Genomic DNA, 21,250 nt, shown 5'->3' with positions numbered 1-21,250 from the left:
AATTTAAAAAAGCTAACTCCTGTACAATACAGAAATCAGCTTTTATCAGTTTTTTAATAACTCTCTTTTTCTAGTGTCCTTGACAAAGGGTCCACTTTATTTCACTATACCCTCTTTTATACTTTAATATAAGGGTATAACCTACTATATACGACAAATAACCAAAGATTTATATTAAGGAGTAATAAACATGCATAGCTTAACACAACTATTAAATGATTATGGATATATTATTATTTTTGTAGCATTATACTTAGAATTGATGGCACTCCCTTTGCCAGGTGAATTACTAATGAGTTACTGTGGGTTTTTAGCTTTTCAAGGAAAATTAAATTATCCAACAAGCATATTATTTGCAAGCGTTGGAACAATATGTGGGATTACTACTTCATATTTAATAGGAAAGTTTTTAGATATAGAGCTTGTAACCAAATATGGAAAATACGTTCATATACACTCAAAACATATTAAAAAAGCAACTAATTGGTTTGATAAATATGGCAATAAATTATTAATAATTGCTTTTTTCATACCTGGTCTTAGACACATTACAGGTTATGTATCTGGAATAACAAACTTAAAATATAAAAAATTTGCATTACATGCATATTTAGGAGCTTTAATATGGACTTTAACATTTATATCTCTAGGTAAAGCTTTGGGTCATAACTATAAATTGCTTCATACATATGCATCAAAATATTTAGTTTTAGGAGTAATCATTATAGGGATTATAGCTACTATTGTATATTTATATAAAAAGTACAATATCAATATAAGTGAATTTATCTATAAGAAAATAAGTAGTATTTTCATACTTTATAATTCTCTTGGTAAATTAAAATTGATATTAATTCTTGTAGCAATTGGATATACATACCTTCTTGTAAAAGGATTTGAACTAATAAACAATTTTATGAACCATAAACTAGATTTATTTGATAAAGTTACAACAATAATTATTAAAGCTATTTTTTCAAAAGAGATAATTAAAAATATAGATATATTTAAATTTATTTCTTTTATAGACATAGGTATTTTTACAATAGTATTTTTAATAGTTTGGATATTATTTAAGAGAGAAAATAAATATAAAAATATAGGTTTTGTGCTTATAACTGTATTAGGTGGTACAGTTATAATAGAGTTAATAAATAAAACTTTTGAATTTAATAACTTAAATGTTACAATCCGTGAGTTTATTAAGTATAGTTTCCCTAGTGAAGATATATTTTTTATATCAACATTAGTTGGAACAATATTGTACTTTATAATTAAATACAACAAAAGATTAATTATTAAAAATATATCTGTATTTATTTCTATATTAATTTGTTTAGCTATGGGAATATTTGATATTTCTTTAAACATCCAAAATCCAAGTGGTGTAATAGCTGGTTATTTATTTGCAACACTATGGGTAATATTTAATATAGTTGTTTTACAGCTATCTATTGAAATTCCAAAAATAGAATCTATGAAAAGTATGTGAAAAAGTCAAAAAATTTAGATTTGCTAAAGAGAAGGTATTAAATATTCAGCTAATAAAAAGATGGCTAATTTAGTCATCTTTTTATTGCTATAATAGTGTATAAATTTAACACTATTTAAAATAATTTAGTCTAAGATAGCTTCCTTAAGCACTTCGCCTATTGATTCATTTATTACTAAAGTATTACTTTTATTAATATTTATGTCATCTCTATTTATTACAACAATATTTTTACCTTTAAAGTAATTAATAAATCCAGCAGCAGGATAAACAACTAATGAAGTACCACCGATTATCAATAAATCAGCACTACTTATAGCCGATACAGCCTTCTTAATAACCTTATCATCTAAAGCTTCTTCGTACAAAACTACATCTGGTTTTACAATAGAACCACATTCTTCACAATGAGGTATAGTTCCCTCTAAATTAAGCATACCATCTAAGTCATAAAATTTCCCACAGTTTTCGCAGTAATTTCTATGAACAGATCCATGTAATTCAAAAACATTTTTACTTCCTGCCATTTGATGAAGTCCATCTATGTTTTGAGTAATTGTAGCTTTTAATTTCCCTCTTTTTTCAAGCTCTGCAAGTGCTATATGTGCATTGTTAGGTTTTGCATCTTTGTATATAAGCTTGTCTTTATAAAAACTAAAAAATTCCTCGGGATACTTTACATAAAAAGAATGAGAAACTAATTGTTCAGGTGTAAATTTTTTGTTTATTTTTTCATTGAACAATCCATTAGAACTTCTAAAGTCTGGAATACCTGATTCTGTAGAAGTTCCTGCTCCACCGAAGAAAACAATATTGTTGCTTTCATTAATTATTTTAACTAGTTCTTCTATTTTAGAATTCATGTTATCATCTCCAAAATTATTATTTCTATTTTTATATTATCTCATAAATATACAAAAAATTAAATCTATCTAAAATAGAAGATAATTACGGATTTTTCAAGCAGAAAATTGTTTATATTTAAATTATGAGTTTTCGATTTAATATCTCAAATGAGATATTAAAATAACAATTCTTTATTATTTGTAAATCTAACAGCTTTTTTTCAATTATTACTTAACTCACTTTCATTACTATCTAAAATATACTTTATATTTAAAACTTTATTTCCATCAAACTCCATACATACAACAAATGGCATTATATCCTTAATTTTAGTAAATGATAAGTAATCAAAATTATCATCATAATAATTAATTATGGTGCTTAATGCAGTTCCATGTGTTCCTATAACTATATTTTTATTACTATTTTCATTAAGTATTTTATACAATGCTTTTATATTTCTATCTTGTACCTCTTTTAAACTTTCTCCACCATTTAATTTATATTCAAAATTATCCCACTGATTTTTTGAAAAACTATTAAAATCCTCTATCCAAACATTACTTATTTTTCTTTCTCTAAAATCATTTATTATCTCTATTTCCATATTAAGTGTTTGTGAAAGTTCTTTTATTGTATCTATAGCTCTTTTGTATGGACTTGAATATATTCTATTTATATTTTTTCCCTCTAAAAATTCACAAATCTTTTTACTACTAATAACCCCTTCCTTTGTCAAAGGTCTAGTTAAATCATCATGTACCGAAAAGTCTGGTTTAGCATGTCTAACAAAATATATTCTATTCATTTTATCCCCTCCATTCTTTAAAAATACCATATTAATATTAAATTTTTATAAAAAACACCTCGAAAATAGTTAATTAAAGTTAATTTTTATAAATTTATTAAAAAATAAATTTCAATTAACTTATTCATAATTAAAGGTTTTAAAGTTAATATGAAGAAATATACAAACAACCAATAAATGAATATTTTTAAATAAACTTTATAACATATCAAAAATCATCTCACATTTAAAATGCGATTAAAACAATTAAAAATATATGGAGGCTAAATTAATGAGTTTAAAACTTATAAAAAAAACTACAGGTAAAAAATTAATATGCACAACTATAGGCGTATTAACACTTGGGGCATTATCCCCTTTTATATATCCAAATACTACATCCTATGCACTTACAACTGAAAGTATATCTTTAAATAATTATAAATTAAGTGAATTTCAAAATACTTTTTTTGATTTAATTGAATTTATGGATAATAATATATCTATAGAAAAACTTAGAAGTAAAATTAAAAATTTAGAATTAGTAAAAACTGAAGAATTAGACTTTAATAATATGGTTGATATATATGAGAAAAATAATGAACAGATAAAAGTTTATTACAATAAAATAAATGGAAAAAAATCTTATTATGCTCAAAATATTGAATACAAAATTAATATTAAAAATCCTAATATAAATTCAATTACATTATCTAACTTAAATATTTCCTCTAATAAACAAGCTGTTTCATTAGAAATTACTACTGAGTCAACTAACGATTTAGACAAAATCTCTAAAATACTTAAATTAGACCAATCTAATGGTAATGCATATACAATTTATTTAAATTTACTTAAAACAATTGAATCTAAAGATAACTTTACAATTAATGATTTGGTTAAATTTAATTCAGGTTTTAAAAAATTAGAAAATCCATATGATACGGATAGAGCTACATTTGAAATAAAAATTAATGACTATGAATCTATTACTGTAGTATTTAATAAAGATGAAAAAATAAATAACATTTATCTAAGTGATAGCAAAAATAGAAAAACTGTTCATGACATTATAACTACAAAAACTAAAGATGCAAAAGATACAGGTTGGGATATTCAAGATTATTATAAACAAGAGTACAATTTAACTTATGGTAAAACAGGTCATATCATAAATACAGATAGTGAAAATCTTGAAGATATGAAGAAACTATTTATAGATTTTTTAAATGAATATAATTAAATTTTTCTAAAAAAATCATTATTAATCATAAAGAGGATATCGCATTTCGCGATACCCTCTTTTTTATTCCACCTGGCGAAGGAGTTATAAGTATGATTATAGCAACCTGACGAAACGTTAAAGCCTATGCCTTATCAGGCTTTACAGTGAAGGAAGGTGCTATAATCATACTGCTACCCAAAGCCCTACTTATGACCCATTCCCATAACTTGGTTTAGCTCAAACTCACCATCATTAACTAAAATATCAAAAGCTTGCCCAAAGCCTTTAACAAGTCTTCCTTTTTTTATATCTAACTTAAAAATATCAAAATCTAAATTCTTTAAAACCATCATCATCGAAGATCCATGAACCTTCTCAAACTCTTCAAAAATATTTTCAACATCTTCTTTTAAAATACTTGCTTCGCAATTAAAACTTACTCTTTGTCTTGCAAATACAGTCTTACATTCACTTTCATCTTCTATAACCATAACTGAACAATTCTTGTTATCAATTAAATTATAATAATGATTTGCTGCTTTACTTATATAAATATATATTTCCTTATCCTTCATAACAAAAGGAGCATAACTTATTTCTGGTTGATTATCTTTACTTAATGAACTTATCATTAAACTCTTTTGTGTATTTAATAAATTTTGCATATTATCTCTCCTAAGCTTTTATATTTAAAATCTTTTCCATCATATATAAACATCCTCTAAACCCAACAAAAGGAGTATATGGATATATATTTATCTTTTCTAAATTTGGATTACTAACTTGTAAATCTAGTTTTGAATTATGAACCATATCCAAACTTGGTCCATCACCTAAAAGCATTAACAATTCTTTATCTTTTAAATACTTCATTCTTTCTAATTCTGAAGTACTTATTAAAATATCTTCATCTTCACAATTAGTTTTATAAAGGATTTCTTTTCTATCAATATTAAATCCTAATTCACTTAACATATCACTAATTCCTATAACTGTGTCATAATCACCAAACACAGCACAGTCTTTAGTTTCTTCATAGAAATAAAACTTTCTTTTTATTCCAAACATATTTTTCTTAACAAAATTTATTTCTTCATTGTACTTTTCTTCATTTAATTCATATCCATCAATTTGTTTAACAGCTTCTATAAATTTAATAGTATTTTTTAATCCATATATATTCTTATACACATAAGGAATGTTATATTTTTCTTTCATATACTCAGCAGCTTTTAAAGCTTCTTTTCTAATTACTATATTTAATGATGCTTTTAAAGCTTCTTCAATTTCTTCTATACTTGTATTAGCTGTAAAAGTTGTATTTAATTCTTTATCAAATAAATCTTTCATAATTCTTTCTATCTCTTTTGTATCAGATAAGTAATTATACTTATCAATATTAGATCCTAATATATTATATTTATTTATATCCTTAGAATTTTCCTTTACAATTTCACTAACTAACATCTCTAATGCATACTCTACCCCTACATTGTAATCATCTTTTAATCCACCTGTAGTTATTGGTATTAACTTTGCATTTGTTGAATTTTTTAAAGTTTCACATACACTTATTATGTCAGCTCCAATAATTGATGATATAGATGATGCCATAACAAATATGTATTTAGGTGAAATATTTTCATCAATTTCTAATATTGCTTTTTCAAGTCTTTCATATTTTCCAAAAGTAACATCACTTTGGTTCATATGAGTAGAATAAATTTTTGCTTCATCTTCCCCATTTAAACTTCCTATACCTTCTACTGCATAATGAGTTGTTCCAGCTGGTCCAAACTCTATAACACAAGCATCTTTTATAGAAGATAATGTCCAAATTATACCCATTCTATCATTTGCCACAGGAAAATACTTATAAACTTCCATGCATCATCCCTCCCCTATTGCTGTTTTTCATTTCAAATAATTTTATTAAATCTTTCATCATACCTATTGGTAGCTCATATCCAATTTTTTGTGCATGTGAATCAAGAGTTATTTGCATAAGCCCTTTTTCTTTAAGTAGCATAGGATTTTCATGGCCTATATATAAATCAGCTCCAATAGTATCATATAAATGTCTAAGTGGAGCAATATTAGCTATCCTACTTATATATGGGTTATAACCTTTTTTAATTAAGTTTTCTTTAAAGACTTTATCTTGTTCATATAATTCTCTAACTTGAATAAATAAAGGAATTGTTCCTAAATCACTTAAAAAGTCTACAGTTTCAAAAGCCATCATTGGAGTATTTCCATATATTAGCTTCTTATCTTTTAATATTTCGCTTAAACTTAAGAAAAGTTCATCATACATTTTTCTTTCTTCAGTTAGCTTTTCATTTAAATTTATACCTAATATTTCACCTAGTTTTTCATAGTTTTTAAATATTATTTCTTTGTTCATGTGTTTATCAAAGTATATATAATCTATACCAAATTTTTGTTTCATATACTTAGCCAAATCTAGTGCTATCATATCTGTTACAATATTTAGCTTTGCACTTGAAGCATTTTTTATATCCTCTATATCACACTTAGATGGTATAACAGTATTTATTTTTATATTGTTATCTTTAAGTATTTTTACAAGTTCAGTTTTTTCAACTTCTGCTTGTCTATGACCTAATATGTTTACCCCTTCTTGAGTTTCTGATTTACTCATAGCAATACCTAAAGATTTTAAAGCTCTAGTCATTCCTGGTATATGTGAATTACATTTAAAATGCTCTGTGTTTACTACAAATATTGGTATATCAACTTCTTCACTTAAGCTATATTCAATCGATGAATAATCTTCTCCTATAAGTTCTGGAACACAAGTTGTAACTATCATTATTGCATCTGGATTTTCTATTTCTATGATTTGTTTTATAGCTTTTTCAACTTTTTTCTGAGCTCCAAATACTACATCTTTTTCTTTAAGTGATATTGAATATACACTATCTTTTCCTTTTTGTCTGTGATATGCAAAGTTTTTAGTATAATATGTACACTCGCTAGTTCCAACAACTACTAGTGGCATATTTTTTATATAACTGGCTGTAAGTGCTACCCCAAATAATGGACAATGTGTCCCAGGAAATATCGCATGTGATAAAGACTTTATATCTTTATCATCATTTATTTCATCTAATTTATTTAAAACGTCTAAACTATACATATTTGTTCCTTTCTTAGGCTATCTTTATAGTTTGAATTGGATGTATTCTTGGTTTATTAGAAATTGGATCATTATCTATATCACAATCTATGTTATATACCTTTTTAATAGTTTCTTTATTTATTATCTCTTTTGGACATCCATCAGAGACAATCTCCCCACTTTTCATAATAACTAGCCTATCACTATATTTACTTGCTTGATTTAATTCATGAAGTACCATAACTATTGTTATGTTAAGCTTTTCGTTTATTTCTCTTACTAATTCCATAAGTTCTAATTGATAAGATATATCTAAATAAGTAGTTGGCTCATCTAATAAAAGAACATCTGGTTTTTGACAAAGAGCTTGAGCAATATATGCCCTTTGTCTTTCTCCTCCTGATAATGAACTTATAGGAGTGTTTTTATATCTTGTTAATCCTGTATTTTCTATTGCCCAATTAACTAATTCTTCATCAGATTTACTTTTACTTTCATACCACTTTTTATGAGGTATTCTTCCAAAGTAAACTAATTCTTCAACAGTTAAATCTCCAGGTGCATCATTATGCTGAGATAATAAACACACCTTTTGAGATATAGTTTTACTTTTTAAACTTTTTATATTTTCATTTTGTATATATATATCACCACTTATTGGTTTTATCATCCTAGATAAACTTTTAAGTAGTGTAGATTTTCCACATCCATTAGGTCCTATTATAGACACTACTTCACCTTTTTTAATGCTTAAACTTAAGTTATCAATTATTACTCTTTCTTCATATCCAACTTTTAAATTTTCACAGCTAATCATTAAAAGTTACCTCTCTTTCTTAATAAATATAAAAAGAATGGTCCTCCAACTATAGACATTATTACACCAACTGGTATTTCTACTGCTCCTCCTATAGTTCTTCCTAGAGTATCTGCAACTAAAAGTACCATACTTCCTAAAATAATACTAAAAGATATAGTAAATTTATGGTCACTTCCCATTATCATTCTTGATATGTGTGGTACTATAAGCCCTACAAAGCTTATCACTCCAACTACTGCTGTTGAAGTTGCCGCTAAAAACACTGCAACTACCGATATTAACAGTCTTGTTAAATTGACATTAAATCCTAGGTTTGTAGCTGCATCATCACCTAGTTGCAATACATTTGCACTTCTTATAAGAAGTAGTGATACTATAAGTCCTATTACTGAATATATAAATAACATTTCAACATCTGCCCAAGTTTTAGTAGCCAAACTACCATTTAACCAAAGCATAGCACTTTGGATTCTGTCACTATACATAGTTGATAAATAAGAAATTACCCCACCTAATATAGTGTTTATAGCTACCCCTGCTAGAACTATCCTACCTGGTTTTAATCCATTTTTATAAGCCATTACAAATACCAACATACACGCTATAGCCCCTCCTATGAAAGCTGCTATTGGTAATATGTTTGTAAATTGTGGTGCAACTAGTAATATAATAATTGCTGCAACACTAGCTCCAGTGGAAACCCCAGTTATCCCAGGGTCTGCCAATGGATTTTTCATAACTGACTGAAGTAAAACTCCACTTACAGCTAAATTAGCTCCAACTAATACAGCCAGTATATTTCTTGGTAATCTCATTTTATAAACTATGGTAGTTACCATTTTATTATCATCATTAATAAGTGCACTAATAATCTCACCAAAGCTTAAGTTAACACTCCCAACAGTAGTTAGTAAAACTAAAAGGATAAGTAGCAATATTAATGATATTCCTATTGTTAAATACTTTTTATTAAGTTTCATAATTATTTACCGTAGAATGTTTCTCCAAGAGTTTTTATAGCTTCTTTAATTTGTAAGTTAGCAGATACATTAAATATACTTGGGTCTAAATCTATTACTTTGTTGTTTTTAACAGCATCTAATTCTTTATATGCTGGGTTTTTATCAAAAGCTGTATCAAAAGCTTTTTTAGTTTGTTCTATTTCTCCATGTGCAAATCTTAATATGTAATCAGGGTTTTGTTCTAATATTTGCTCTAAACTAAATTGTATATATGGAGATTTCACATTTGTATCTAAGTTACTAGTTATATTTTTAGCCCCAACAGTCTTAGCTAAATCCCCTAAGTAAGATGTTTCAGTAGCTAACATGAAGTTTTCTCCTCCACCAAATATTATCGCTACTGTAGGAGCTTCTCCTTTTTTATTTTTAACCGCTTCTTTTTCTACATCTTTTAATTCATTTATAAGTTTTGTAGCTTCTTCTGGTTGATTAATTTCAGTTCCCAATTTTTTTATACTATTTACAAAGTTTGTATATGTACTTGTATCAAAGAAGAATGTATTTAAATCATACTTTTTCATACTTTCTTCAACTTTTTCTTTAAACATATTATCCATAACGAACACATCTGGTTCTAATGATGCTACTATTTCTAAATCTGGACTCATTGCTTGCCCAACCTTTGGCAAATCTTTAAACTTTTCAGGTAAATCCATTTTAGTTGTAGGAATGCCTAAAACATTTGCATCTAATCTATCTAAAACTTGAGCCCCAGATACTGTTGCCGAAACAACACTAACTTTTTTATTATCTTTACTACTTTCTTTATCTTGACCTGTACTTGATGCTTGGCATCCCGTTAAAAATAATGCCGATACCATAAAAACTGATGCTAACTTTCTAAATTTCATAATATTTCCCCTCCGTAATTACTTTGTTTTATTTTATTTGCTTTTAACCAACTATCTTTTTAGCTAATTCTAAGTAAACATTTGCCATTTCACAATCTTTGTCTTTTTCTATAACTGTCTTTCCATCATTTTCTGAAATTTGAACCATTTTTTCTCTTGGTACATAATGGAATACTTCACTATCTATTTCATTTGCTAAATTCTCAACTAAATCTATTTCATTTTCAACGTTTTTAGCATTTAATATAAGACCTTTTAAAGATGCATATCCTCTGTTTTTAAATTGATTTACAGCAGTTGAAATGTTGCTTGCTGCATACATAGACATCATTTCTCCAGATGTTACTATATATACTTCTTTAGCGTATCCATTTCTTATAGGCATTGAAAATCCTCCGCATACAACATCTCCAAGTACATCATATATAACTATGTCTGGCTTATAATTTTCAAATGCATTTAATTCTTCTAACTTTTCAAAAGCTGCTATTATTCCTCTACCTGCACATCCAACTCCTGGTGTTGGTCCTCCTGCTTCTACACAAAGCACTCCATTATATCCTTCAAATACTATATCTTCTAACTTAACTTCATCGCCTTTTTTATCCATTACATCTAATACTGTAGGTATAAATTCACCTTTCATTAAGTTTTTAGTAGAATCTGCTTTAGGATCACATCCTATTTGCATTACCTTATATCCTAAATTCGATAAAGCTGCGGATAAATTTGATGTAGTAGTTGATTTTCCTATACCACCTTTTCCGTATATAGCTATTTTTCTCATTGACTTTCCCCTCAATTTCTTTCATAATATTATTATGTTTATTTTATTTGATATTAATTATCATTTACAATTACATTTTATAATCTATTGAAATTTATTTCTTTAACTATATTATTGAATTTTATAAATATATTCGTATTAAAAGGAGATTGATTAATGAAGGGTTTTGAAAATATATTATGTGATTTTTATGCTTGTGTAAAAATACCTATACAGCTTTTAGATAACAATTTGAAAGTAATAAACAGTAAGGGGTACTCTGATAATCTTTATAAACTATGTAAAAACTTAGGTGTATTAAATGATATAAGTCCAAATTTAACATCTAATATTAACCTTAAGTATATAAATAATATTTATTTTATAATAATGCCTATATTAAATAATCCTAATAAAAATGGATATTTTATAGTAGGTCCATTTAAAACTGAAAATGATTTTAAAGAATTTGATATTCCATATAAACCCCATTCATGCTTAGAATATATAACTTCAATGCTAGAGAACATGCTAAAAGATAAGCTTTCTAAAAAATCAAAATTTAGCACATATGTAAAAGATGCAATAGACTTTATACATAGAAACTATTATACAGATATAAAATTAGATACAGTTTGTGAGTATCTTAACTTGAATAAAAGTTATTTTTGCCATGTATTTAAAAAAGAAACTGGTTATACATTTTCTGATTTTTTAAATAGAATTAGAGTTGAAAAAAGTAAGGAGTATTTACTTGAAAATAATGATTCTATTTTAGATGTTGCATTATCAGTAGGTTATAATAATCATACTTATTATTCTTCTATATTTAAAAAGTATAATGGTATGACTCCTAAGGAATACAGGCATGCTATATAAAAGATAAGATTTATTTTTAAATAAAATTTTTATTTTAAAATATATTAAAGGCACATTAATATTAATGTGCCTTTTTCTATGAATTAATTTTATTTTCTAAAATTGATAATACATATGGAGATTTAAATTCTTTAGCTAATATATCCATATATAATTCATCATATTTATTACCACCAATAATTTTAGCTTCTCGTAATTTTCCAGCTTCTTTAAATCCAATTTTTTTATAACATCTTATTGCTTGTGTATTAAACGAATATACTCTAAGATATATGTTATTTAAATTTAGTAAGTTAAACCCAAAATCTAATAACAATTCTAATGCTTCTTTACCATATCCATTTCCCCAGTAATTTTTATCCCCTATAAATATTCCTACTTCTCCAGTACGATTAATATAATCTAATTTTGGAAATCCAACATTTCCAATAACTTCATCATTTTCTTTAAGTATTATAGCAAAATTAAATTGTTCTTTTGCTAATCTCTCTAATGCATTTTTTTCAGATTCTTCATCAATTAACATATTTGCAAAAGTCATCCCCAAACTAACTTCCATATCATTTATCCACTTTGTATACTTTGGATAATCATTTTTATCAATCGGAGATAAATAGGTTTTATTTCCTATTAGTTTTTTTAAATACATACTAACTCCCCCTTTTTATATCTCTTAATATACAATTATAATTAAAAGTCTTCTATAATATAATCTTCAGCAAGTAAGGCATACATAGAATAATCACAAATTCCTTGATTATTTATATCTGCTTTTCTCATTGTACCTTCATATTTCATTTTACATTTTTTCATTACTTTTCCTGAGTTTAAATTAAGGGGGTCATGTCTTGCTTCAATACGATTTGCTTTAACTTCAGTTATAAAATATTTAATTAACGCCTTTAGTGCTTCTGAAGTAATTCCTTGATTCCACCATTTCTTTCCTATACAATAACCAACCTGAACCATTCCTATTTCTTCATCTTGGCGTACAATACTTATACATCCAATAGGGTCATCCCCATTTGATTTTAATGTAATAGCCCATTGGTAAAAATTCTCATTTTCATATTCATCTATCCAGCTTTTTATAACATGCTTTGAAACTTCAATGCTATCAATTGGTTTCCAAGTTAAAAACTTTGTAACCTCTGAATCACTTGCCCAATTTTCATACATAGCCTTTGCATCTGATAATTCAAACTTTCTCAAAATTAAATTTTCAGTTTCTATTCTTTTTGTTCCTTTATGATTCATAGCATCCCCCTTGTATATTTCTTAATTAACAATCTATAAAAATCGCTTCCAATCTCTTATACAAAAGTATAAGCTTATTTTCTTTTCTATATTACACTAATTTTTTTTCATCGTCATCTTCTAGTTGTATTTCAATTTGAATTTGTTTTCTTTTATTTATAACATATAATATCTGAAGAACTACAAATGATACAACAGATGCACATACAAAAGTGACTAATGAAACAACTACTGAATTAACAATATCAGTTGTAAATATTTCTCTAAATTTTATATAGTTAAGAATAGTATTTACAATGGTTATTATAATTCCGCAAATAATGCTATTTATAATAACAACCCTTTGATTTACTTTATTAGAATCAAAAATATCATTTCCTACCATTATATTACGTACTATAACATACAAAGAAACAGTTATAAGTAGAATCATCTCAACTGCATATTGTGAAAATGGTGCATCAAAAATATATTGTTGAACTAAAACTGATAAAAACAAGCCTAAAGAAATTATTTGAAATGCATCATTTCCAATTTTTCTTTTTTGTGATAAAACTCTTTCATCTTGAATTTTCTTTTTTTTTCATTTTTATTCCTCCCAAAATAAATCATTTAATGTTTTTCCAAGTACTTTACATATTGCTATGCAAAGATTAAGTGTAGGATTGTAATCTCCTGATTCAATTAATCCAATAGTTTGCCTTGTCACACCTACAGCTTTTGCTAAATCCACTTGTTTCATATCACACTCAATACGAGCCATTTTCATTTTTTTATTTTTCATATATATCAATGACCTCCTTATATTACATAATGTATTATATACATTTCAAAATGTTAACTATATATTGCATTAATTGAAACTTTAATTTCAAACCTAATATTTTCAAATTCTAAATGCTCAATTTATTTTCAGTATGTATATTCTTCTATTAACAATGTGGAAAATATTAACGAAGTGTAGTATAGTAATAAATTGGAAAATTTAAAATATAGAGGAGAATATATGAGTAAACAAAAATTACCAGAACTACAAGTATTTAGTGGAATAGCTATTTTATGTGTAGTACTTATTCACAGCAATGCTTACTATCTTTCAAATGTTCTAAATTTACAGGCATATACAGATGCAAAATTTATAGTAAGGCTATTAGATAATTTTATACATGGTGGAGTTCAAATGTTTATATTTATAGCAGGATATAAATATGCATTAAACAACATCGATGAACAATATAAAAATTATGCTATAAAAAAATTAGAAAGTGTTATCAAGCCATTTCTAATAATCAGTATTATATTTTTTGTTAGAAATATTATTTTAAATCTAGAATATTTTAATAGTATTAGTATTATAGCTACATTTAAACTTTTAACTAAACAATTTATAAATATATTTATAGGTTACAATGTTGCTTATCATTTATGGTATATCCCAATGTATCTATTTATAGTGTTAACTTATCCAATCATATATAGATTATTTAAAAATGATAAGTTAAGAGTCTTAATTATAATTACGGTTATATATGCTCAAAGAAAGTTAGGTATAAATAATTTTAATTTTTTTAAGCATCCTTTTGATTTTGTATATTTTTATTTATTCTTTGAAATGGGAGTAATTTTTTGTAAATATGATATAAAAGATAAAATTAAAAAATGGAATGTTAAAATAATATGTATTTATATAGTAGCAGCTATTGTGTTAACAATTAATCCAATTCCTAAGTTATATGGATTGATACAAACTTATCTATTATGGCCATTTTGCGCAGTTGCATATTATTTATTAAGTTTAAAATTAGTAAATAATAAATTGCTTAAATATTTAGGTAAATATTCATTTTATATATTTTTACTACACGAGCCAATAATATGTACAAAGATGTCTTCTATATTAAAATCGACAGGAAATTATAATTCAATAATATATGTATTAATAAATGCAGTACTAACTATAATATGCACAATGATAGTATATAAAATAATTGAAAAAACTTTTTTAAAAAATATATTGTTTAATAAAGATAAAAAGTCTGTTCAACTAGCTGAAAAAGAATTTGAAATAAGTATTTAATCAATTGAAGTATAAAAAATAAATTTAAAAAAACATAATGATTATAAAAATGGTGTATCTAATGAACAAAAGTAATTTCAATAGATACACTCTTTTTATTCGTTACTATATATACTGTAAATTTAACTAATTCAATAGCTTTTGTTTAAGCTCTTTTACTTCATTTTTGGTATAAAAACTTACACCATGCAAATGTCATATAGATTAGTGTCGGAAATATTAGTAAGGCGTATACATAAGTTTTTCAGTTTCATTGTCTATAATTCTTGATTCATCTTTTTTATACTGTCGAGTTTTCAATAATTACACCTCTAATTATTTTTATTAATATATCAAAAATCTTGCTATTTAAAAAATATTTAAGGATTTTTAATAATAAATAACTATTTTATTCCCTTTTTAACTAATATTAATCCATATATATTGTATTCAATAAAGTTCTTAATTTAATATAAATATTAAAATTGAAGGAGGTTTTAAAATAAAAATTAACTGCAATAAAACTCCAACATTTGAAAAAATAATTTATCTAATAAGTTATTATAATAATAAAATACAAAAAGGAGATTGAATATGTTTGAAACTTTATATGTAATATCCATACTGTTATTTATTGTAATAGGATTAGGTTGGATCATTTATGATAACTTTAAAGACTTTTATATTGCATCTTATACAATTAAAAATAAATTTATCCGAATTTTTTTCACTATAATAACTGTAATTATTATGCTTTTTATTGTTGGTCTTCCATATAAAATTTAAAAGCAGATTTAAACAATTTATTGTAATAAGGAGAAAAAATGTATATTTATAGAGAGTTAAACACAAAAAACATAGAAATTTTTAGAGTAAATAGTAGTATATATGAAGAAACTATAGCTTATTTTGCAATAGTAGATTTTAGAAGACCAAGTATAATAAAAGATTATCCATATCTTATAGGTATAGAAGATGCAGATGACTTTGGGAGTGAAAACTTTATAAAAACATTAGTTATTTCTAATAATAAAATAAATTCTTCTAAAAAGGAAGAAATATTAAGTATTATAGAAGGTTTAATTGGATCTAAAGGTAGTTGTGATTGGAATTCAAATTTTGAATTGACATCTCTAGATTTAAATACTGTCGGTATAGAAAAAATATTTAAAGAAATAAAGGATATATTTCTAAATAAATTTAGCCACAAATTAGATATAGATAGCATCGAAAATTTAAATTTTAATTACTTGTTACAAGAAAATGATACTAATTAATTAAAATTACAAGCTTCCCTTTTTAGCCCATTAACACCTAATAATTTTTAAAATTTACTCAAATTACTAGGTATCTAATATTCTTATATATGGAATTATAACAGTATATAACAAAAAATTTAATTAATATTTTTTAATAGCAATATTATTGGGTAAAAAAAAGATTAGTTGACAAATCAATTAATCTTTTTTATATTAAAATAGTTGATTTATCAACTATTTTAATATACATTAGGAGTGGAGTCTATGATTAAAAGCAACACTGGTCATATTGGAAAATTTACCTCAAAGATATCTAGAAGATCTAGTATCTATATAAGCAGGTTAACAAATAAATATGGCATTAACAATACACAATTACTGTGTTTAGTAGTTCTATATCGAGGAGATGGAAAGACACAAGACTACTTATCAGAAGAATTAAGCCTAGATAAAGCTGGTGTAACAAGATGTATAAGAAAATTAGAAGAATTAGGCTATATAGTAAAAAGAAAAGTTGAATCTGACAAAAGAGTATATAATCTATTCTTAACAGATAAAGCAAAATCCTTAGAAAAAGAAGCCTTCACACTATTAAGTGAATGGGAAAAAAAACTAACAAAAGGCTTAGATGAATACGAAAAAGAAATAGCTTTAAAAGTATTAAAACAAGTTTCTTTAAATGCAGATGAAGCTTATAAAAACTTAAAGTAACATAAAGACATCAGGAGGTTTAACTATGAATGAAACACAAAATTTATTAGGTAGTGAACCAATTGGTAAACTACTTTTAAAATACTCTATACCTGCAATTATAAGTATGTTAGTAAATGCCTTATACAATGTAATTGATAGAATATTTATCGGAAACATGCCAGGTGCTGGTCCTTTAGCAATAGCTGGTGTAGGTGTAACTATGCCTATAACAACAATTTTATTAGCTTTTGGTATGCTTATAGGTATCGGTTCTACAACAGTTATATCAATTAAATTAGGACAAGGAAAAAAAGATGATGCAGATAAAATTTTAGCAAACTCAATTACTCTATCAGTAATTATAGGTTTAATTTTAACTATAATTGGGATATTATTTGCCAATAAAATCCTTTTAGCCTTTGGTGCTAGTGACAAATCTTTATATTATGCAAAATCATTTTGTAATATAATCTTACTAGGTTCTGTATTTAATATAATGGCATTTTCATTAAACGCAACTATAAGAGGAGATGGAAATCCAAGACTTTCTGCAATGATAATGATTATAGGTTGTATAGTAAATATAGTACTTGATTATATATTTATTTTTGTACTTAAAATTGGAATACAAGGAGCAGCATTAGCAACTGTAATAGCTCAAATTATAACAGCTATATTAGGATTAAATTATTATGTAAAAGGTAAGTCTAATTTAACGTTTAAAAAAGAAAACTTAAAGTTAGATAAAAATATTATAAAAGCAATATTTGGAATTGGGATTTCACCATTTTCTATGCAAATAGCAGCTAGTTTAGTTCAGGTTATAAGCAACAATGCTTTAAAAGTATATGGAGGAGATATAGGTATTGGAGCCATGGCTACTATATCATCAATATCTATGATATTTTTAATGCCTCTATTTGGTATAAACCAAGGTTCACAGCCTATAATAGGTTTTAACTACGGGAAAAAACAATATAATAGAGCTAAAAAGGCTTTTACCTTATCTTTAGCCTTTGGGATAATTTTATTAACTTTCGGATTTATATCTATCTGGATGTACCCACAATTTTACGTTATCCTGTTTAATAGTGATCCCAAATTAGTAGCAGTAACATCTAATGGTTTAAGAAAATACTGCTTAATGCTACCTTTATTACCTATAATAGTTTTAGGTACAAATTATCTACAATCAATTGGAAAAGCAAAACAAGCAATGTTTTTAAGTTTATTAAGACAAGTTTTAGTATTAATTCCAATGATATTAATTTTACCTAAATTTATGCAATTAAATGGAATTTGGTATTCACAAGCTATATCTGATGCAACATCAATTGTAATAGCATTTATAATGCTAATTATAGAGTTTAGATCATATGAAAAATTACCATCAGAAAAAAATTAAATATAAATTATAAAAAATCATAAGCCAAACTATATTTTTGAAATTTAAAACTTAAATATAGTTTGGCTTTAATTATATTATTTTTAAAATAATTTATTAGTTAAAGTTTAATTAATTCATAATCCATATTACCCATTCCCATCTCGTTGGCATACTCTATAACCCTAATTCCATTAACATTAGGATGTGCATGTTTAAACACATCATGCTTCATTTCTTCACAAACTAAATCATAGCAAGCCTTATCAAGAGCAACTGGGTCTTTAGATGCAAGAATACCAATATCATGAGCAATAGGTCTACCTGACCAAGGAACACAATCACAAAGCGGAGTAACATTCATAACAAAAGTAATAAATCCTATCTTATTCTTCTTATTAGCCACTGCTCCATAAGCATACTCAGCCATCTTCTCTACAAAAATATCAGCATCAGTTTCCCACTGTATAGTTACAGCTCTAGTTGGGCAAACTGTTGGACACTCTCCACATCCATAACAAACTTCATGATTTATCTTAGCTTTTTTATTTTCCATATTTATAGCTCCTACTGGACAGGATTTAGCACACTTACTACACCCTATACAAATCTCTTCATCAACCCCAGGTTTTGCATCAGAATGTTGCATTTGCTTACCAGGTGCAGATGCACATCCCATAGCCAAGTTTTTAAGTGCTCCACCAAATCCAGCCATTTCATGACCTTTAAAATGACTCATTACAATCATAGCTGAAGAATTATGTATCTCTCCCCCAATTTTAACGATATCAAAATGTTTTTTATCTATTTTAACATCTACAGAATTTCTACTATATAACCCATCTGCAATAATTATAGGTGCATTTACTACAGCATAAGCAAATCCATTTTCTATTGCTGTAGTTATATGGTCTATAGAATTTGTTCTACTTCCAGAATATAAAGTATTAGTATCAGTTAAAAATGGTTTACCACCGTACTCTTTAATTTTATCTACAATTTGTCTAACAGCTACAGGACTTATATATGTAGTATTTCCTTTTTCTCCAAAATGAAGTTTTATAGCTACCTGGTCATTATCATTTATTAAATCTTTAAATCCTGCTCTTTCAAATAACTTTTTTACACTGTTAGGTAGATTTTTACTTTGAGAATCTGAATATAAATCACAATAATATACTTTTGACTTTTCCATATAGTTACCCCCTAAGTTTTTCTATATATTTATATACTACTTGTACCTACTTAATTCATTCCTCTACTCTTAATTATTTATATATTTTTAAATATAAATTAAAACCATTTCTCCTTTAAACATGATTTTAATACTTTTAAATTTTCATCTCCAATAACTTCTTCAATTGATTTTTCTAATTGATTCTTTAAAACCAAAGTTTCTTCACAAAATTTTTCACCTTTTTCAGTTAACATAAGTGTTTTATCTCTTGAAGAACTATTAATATCTTCTAATTTTATATACCCTTTTAAAATTAAATTTTTAGTACATTTATGTGCCCCTTGCCTAGATATATCAATTATTCTAGCAAGTTGTGAAGCTGTCATGTTTTCTCTTTCAAGCAAAGCTATAATATAAGATTCTGTATCCGTAATATACTCTCCATCATTTTCTTCACTCCATTTATCTCTAACTATTTTACGTAGCTGAGCATGTTTTTCACTTAATAAATCTATTAAATTTAAATTCTCTAAATATACCTTCATCTTTTTCTCCTATATTTTATAAAAATATTATCTCTAATTAAAAATATTATAACTTATAAATTTAAAATTAACATTATGATTGTAAACTTAATTGACATTTTAATTAAAAAAACTTATAATAATTTTGTCAACTAAGTTTACAAAACTATTATAAGGAGATGAATGATTTGGGAAAAAATAAAGTAGAACATTTTATATTTATTTTAATGATATGTACATCAATGGTATTTATAATGAGTTGTTATAATATTGCATTAATGGAAGGTATATCTTTTAACGTTCTTAAACATGCTGTATTAGGATTTATACCTGCTTTTTTATTTGCATTAGTTGGAGATCTTTTTATAGTTGATCAAATTGTAAAGAAAATAGCTCCGAAAGTAATTAAACCTAATGATTCTATTAAAAAGAAAGCTATTTGTATGACCTTCTTTATGGGATGCGGTATGGTATTATGGATGTCATTTTATGGAACTGTTGTAAACGTAGGATTTAATAAATATTTACTTTCAGCTTACGGTGTAAATATAGTTAAAAATTTCATATTTGCAATACCTTTAAACTTATTAATCGTTTCACCATCTGTAAGAGCAATATTTTTAAAATTATTCCCACCAGAGAATTTAAATACAGAATCAAATAGTCTTAAAATTTAAATGCATTTTATAACAAAAAGAGTTAATTTGAACCATGTATTTATATTAAATTAACTCTTTTTCTTTCATATAAATATATTAAATCATTATAAAACTCATCAATTCATAAAAAAAGTTGTATAATATTTATATAGTCTAAATTTGCAATTTGGTGGTGATAAGATGATTAATCTTAGTAAAAACTTCAAAAAATATCTAATTATAATACCAATATATTTTATATATATTACAGTATTTGAGTTAATTATAGGTTGTAGCTTTGGGGATATATGGGATGATCTTTTACAAAAATTTGGTATATGCAAAGCAAATAATAAACATAAGTTAGTTTAATTTTACTTGTAAAATTAAACTAACTTATGTTTATCGTAAAACAATAAATAATTATTG

Annotated in this window: 24 protein-coding genes; 9 read left to right on the top strand and 15 right to left on the bottom strand. The window is 25.6% G+C overall.

Annotated features, from left to right (window positions below; all coding sequences use genetic code 11):
• Window positions 1-190: 190 nt before the first annotated feature.
• Entirely contained in the window at window positions 191-1,492 is a 1,302-nt protein-coding gene (locus ABFX13_RS11995) for a VTT domain-containing protein (RefSeq protein ID WP_346046319.1), read from the top strand.
• 125 nt (window positions 1,493-1,617) lie between these two features.
• Here the strand turns inward: ABFX13_RS11995 and ABFX13_RS11990 are convergent, their stop codons facing one another.
• Both ABFX13_RS11990 and ABFX13_RS11985 read right to left on the bottom strand, forming a co-directional pair.
• Window positions 1,618-2,355: an NAD-dependent protein deacylase gene (locus ABFX13_RS11990; protein ID WP_346046317.1), complete on the bottom strand. Its 738-nt coding sequence runs from the start codon at window positions 2,353-2,355 to the stop codon at window positions 1,618-1,620.
• Window positions 2,356-2,558: 203 nt separating this feature from the next.
• Window positions 2,559-3,146: a histidine phosphatase family protein gene (locus ABFX13_RS11985; protein ID WP_346046315.1), complete on the bottom strand. Its 588-nt coding sequence runs from the start codon at window positions 3,144-3,146 to the stop codon at window positions 2,559-2,561.
• A 271-nt stretch (window positions 3,147-3,417) separates the two neighbouring features.
• Here ABFX13_RS11985 and ABFX13_RS11980 point away from each other — a divergent pair, with 271 nt between their 5' ends.
• The gene (locus tag ABFX13_RS11980) at window positions 3,418-4,368 is read left to right on the top strand and encodes a hypothetical protein (RefSeq protein WP_346046313.1); all 951 of its coding nucleotides are present in this window, start codon (window positions 3,418-3,420) and stop codon (window positions 4,366-4,368) included.
• Window positions 4,369-4,553: 185 nt separating this feature from the next.
• Here the strand turns inward: ABFX13_RS11980 and ABFX13_RS11975 are convergent, their stop codons facing one another.
• Genes ABFX13_RS11975 through ABFX13_RS11945 form a run of 7 tightly spaced genes read right to left on the bottom strand, consistent with a single transcriptional unit; the run spans window position 4,554 to window position 10,975 of the window.
• Window positions 4,554-5,015, bottom strand: a complete 462-nt coding sequence (locus ABFX13_RS11975) for a HugZ family pyridoxamine 5'-phosphate oxidase (protein ID WP_346046311.1) — start codon at window positions 5,013-5,015, stop codon at window positions 4,554-4,556.
• Between the two features lie 10 nt (window positions 5,016-5,025).
• Window positions 5,026-6,237 (bottom strand): nitrogenase component 1, encoded by a 1,212-nt coding sequence (locus tag ABFX13_RS11970; protein ID WP_346046309.1) that lies wholly within the window; start codon window positions 6,235-6,237, stop codon window positions 5,026-5,028.
• Window positions 6,224-7,513 carry a nitrogenase component 1 gene (locus ABFX13_RS11965; RefSeq protein ID WP_346046307.1) on the bottom strand — a complete coding sequence of 430 codons (1,290 nt, stop codon included), beginning with the start codon at window positions 7,511-7,513 and terminating at the stop codon, window positions 6,224-6,226. The genes ABFX13_RS11970 and ABFX13_RS11965 overlap by 14 nt, the downstream gene beginning before the upstream one ends.
• Window positions 7,514-7,526: 13 nt before the next feature.
• A complete protein-coding gene (locus ABFX13_RS11960) occupies window positions 7,527-8,312 on the bottom strand; it encodes an ABC transporter ATP-binding protein (protein WP_187005897.1) in 786 nt (261 codons plus the stop codon).
• On the bottom strand, window positions 8,312-9,295 hold the full coding sequence (locus ABFX13_RS11955) for a FecCD family ABC transporter permease (RefSeq protein WP_346046302.1): 984 nt from the start codon (window positions 9,293-9,295) through the stop codon (window positions 8,312-8,314). The genes ABFX13_RS11960 and ABFX13_RS11955 overlap by 1 nt, the downstream gene beginning before the upstream one ends.
• A 2-nt stretch (window positions 9,296-9,297) precedes the next feature.
• A complete protein-coding gene (locus ABFX13_RS11950; protein ID WP_346046301.1) occupies window positions 9,298-10,188 on the bottom strand; it encodes an ABC transporter substrate-binding protein in 891 nt (296 codons plus the stop codon).
• A gap of 43 nt (window positions 10,189-10,231) precedes the next feature.
• Window positions 10,232-10,975, bottom strand: coding sequence for a nucleotide-binding protein (locus tag ABFX13_RS11945; RefSeq protein ID WP_346046300.1), 744 nt, complete (start codon window positions 10,973-10,975; stop codon window positions 10,232-10,234).
• Between the two features lie 156 nt (window positions 10,976-11,131).
• Between ABFX13_RS11945 and ABFX13_RS11940 the strand changes: the two genes are divergently transcribed.
• Window positions 11,132-11,833 (top strand): helix-turn-helix transcriptional regulator, encoded by a 702-nt coding sequence (locus ABFX13_RS11940; RefSeq protein WP_346046298.1) that lies wholly within the window; start codon window positions 11,132-11,134, stop codon window positions 11,831-11,833.
• A 76-nt stretch (window positions 11,834-11,909) separates the two neighbouring features.
• Here the strand turns inward: ABFX13_RS11940 and ABFX13_RS11935 are convergent, their stop codons facing one another.
• The 4 genes from ABFX13_RS11935 to ABFX13_RS11920 all read right to left on the bottom strand — a co-directional run bounded on the left by ABFX13_RS11935 (window position 11,910) and on the right by ABFX13_RS11920 (window position 13,874).
• Window positions 11,910-12,482, bottom strand: a complete 573-nt coding sequence (locus tag ABFX13_RS11935; RefSeq protein ID WP_346046296.1) for a GNAT family N-acetyltransferase — start codon at window positions 12,480-12,482, stop codon at window positions 11,910-11,912.
• A gap of 41 nt (window positions 12,483-12,523) precedes the next feature.
• The gene (locus ABFX13_RS11930) at window positions 12,524-13,090 is read right to left on the bottom strand and encodes a GNAT family N-acetyltransferase (protein WP_346046294.1); all 567 of its coding nucleotides are present in this window, start codon (window positions 13,088-13,090) and stop codon (window positions 12,524-12,526) included.
• 91 nt (window positions 13,091-13,181) lie between these two features.
• A complete protein-coding gene (locus ABFX13_RS11925; RefSeq protein ID WP_346046322.1) occupies window positions 13,182-13,661 on the bottom strand; it encodes a DUF6773 family protein in 480 nt (159 codons plus the stop codon).
• A gap of 18 nt (window positions 13,662-13,679) precedes the next feature.
• Window positions 13,680-13,874: a helix-turn-helix transcriptional regulator gene (locus ABFX13_RS11920; RefSeq protein WP_187005905.1), complete on the bottom strand. Its 195-nt coding sequence runs from the start codon at window positions 13,872-13,874 to the stop codon at window positions 13,680-13,682.
• Window positions 13,875-14,096: 222 nt separating this feature from the next.
• On the opposite strand from ABFX13_RS11920, the gene ABFX13_RS11915 reads away from it, so the two are divergent.
• The 4 genes from ABFX13_RS11915 (at window position 14,097) to ABFX13_RS11900 (ending at window position 18,503) form a co-directional block, all read left to right on the top strand.
• Window positions 14,097-15,167 carry an acyltransferase family protein gene (locus ABFX13_RS11915; RefSeq protein ID WP_346046292.1) on the top strand — a complete coding sequence of 357 codons (1,071 nt, stop codon included), beginning with the start codon at window positions 14,097-14,099 and terminating at the stop codon, window positions 15,165-15,167.
• Window positions 15,168-15,970: 803 nt separating this feature from the next.
• Complete coding sequence (locus ABFX13_RS11910) at window positions 15,971-16,423, top strand: hypothetical protein (RefSeq protein ID WP_346046290.1); 453 nt, start codon at window positions 15,971-15,973, stop codon at window positions 16,421-16,423.
• A 246-nt stretch (window positions 16,424-16,669) separates the two neighbouring features.
• Entirely contained in the window at window positions 16,670-17,116 is a 447-nt protein-coding gene (locus ABFX13_RS11905) for a MarR family winged helix-turn-helix transcriptional regulator (RefSeq protein ID WP_346046288.1), read from the top strand.
• Window positions 17,117-17,141: 25 nt separating this feature from the next.
• A complete protein-coding gene (locus tag ABFX13_RS11900) occupies window positions 17,142-18,503 on the top strand; it encodes an MATE family efflux transporter (RefSeq protein ID WP_346046285.1) in 1,362 nt (453 codons plus the stop codon).
• Between the two features lie 100 nt (window positions 18,504-18,603).
• Here the strand turns inward: ABFX13_RS11900 and ABFX13_RS11895 are convergent, their stop codons facing one another.
• Together ABFX13_RS11895 and ABFX13_RS11890 are read right to left on the bottom strand one after the other, a co-directional pair.
• Window positions 18,604-19,677, bottom strand: a complete 1,074-nt coding sequence (locus ABFX13_RS11895) for a DUF362 domain-containing protein (protein ID WP_346046280.1) — start codon at window positions 19,675-19,677, stop codon at window positions 18,604-18,606.
• A 98-nt stretch (window positions 19,678-19,775) separates the two neighbouring features.
• Complete coding sequence (locus ABFX13_RS11890; RefSeq protein WP_346046278.1) at window positions 19,776-20,204, bottom strand: MarR family transcriptional regulator; 429 nt, start codon at window positions 20,202-20,204, stop codon at window positions 19,776-19,778.
• A 167-nt stretch (window positions 20,205-20,371) separates the two neighbouring features.
• Here ABFX13_RS11890 and ABFX13_RS11885 point away from each other — a divergent pair, with 167 nt between their 5' ends.
• Both ABFX13_RS11885 and ABFX13_RS11880 read left to right on the top strand, forming a co-directional pair.
• The gene (locus ABFX13_RS11885; protein ID WP_346046276.1) at window positions 20,372-20,860 is read left to right on the top strand and encodes a DUF2798 domain-containing protein; all 489 of its coding nucleotides are present in this window, start codon (window positions 20,372-20,374) and stop codon (window positions 20,858-20,860) included.
• Between the two features lie 162 nt (window positions 20,861-21,022).
• A complete protein-coding gene (locus ABFX13_RS11880; protein ID WP_346046274.1) occupies window positions 21,023-21,193 on the top strand; it encodes a hypothetical protein in 171 nt (56 codons plus the stop codon).
• The last annotated feature ends 57 nt before the right edge of the window (window positions 21,194-21,250 follow it).

This window comes from Paraclostridium tenue, from assembly GCF_039521565.1.
Taxonomy (GTDB): domain Bacteria; phylum Bacillota; class Clostridia; order Peptostreptococcales; family Peptostreptococcaceae; genus Paraclostridium; species Paraclostridium tenue.
This window is presented reverse-complemented; position numbering and strand designations above follow the sequence as displayed.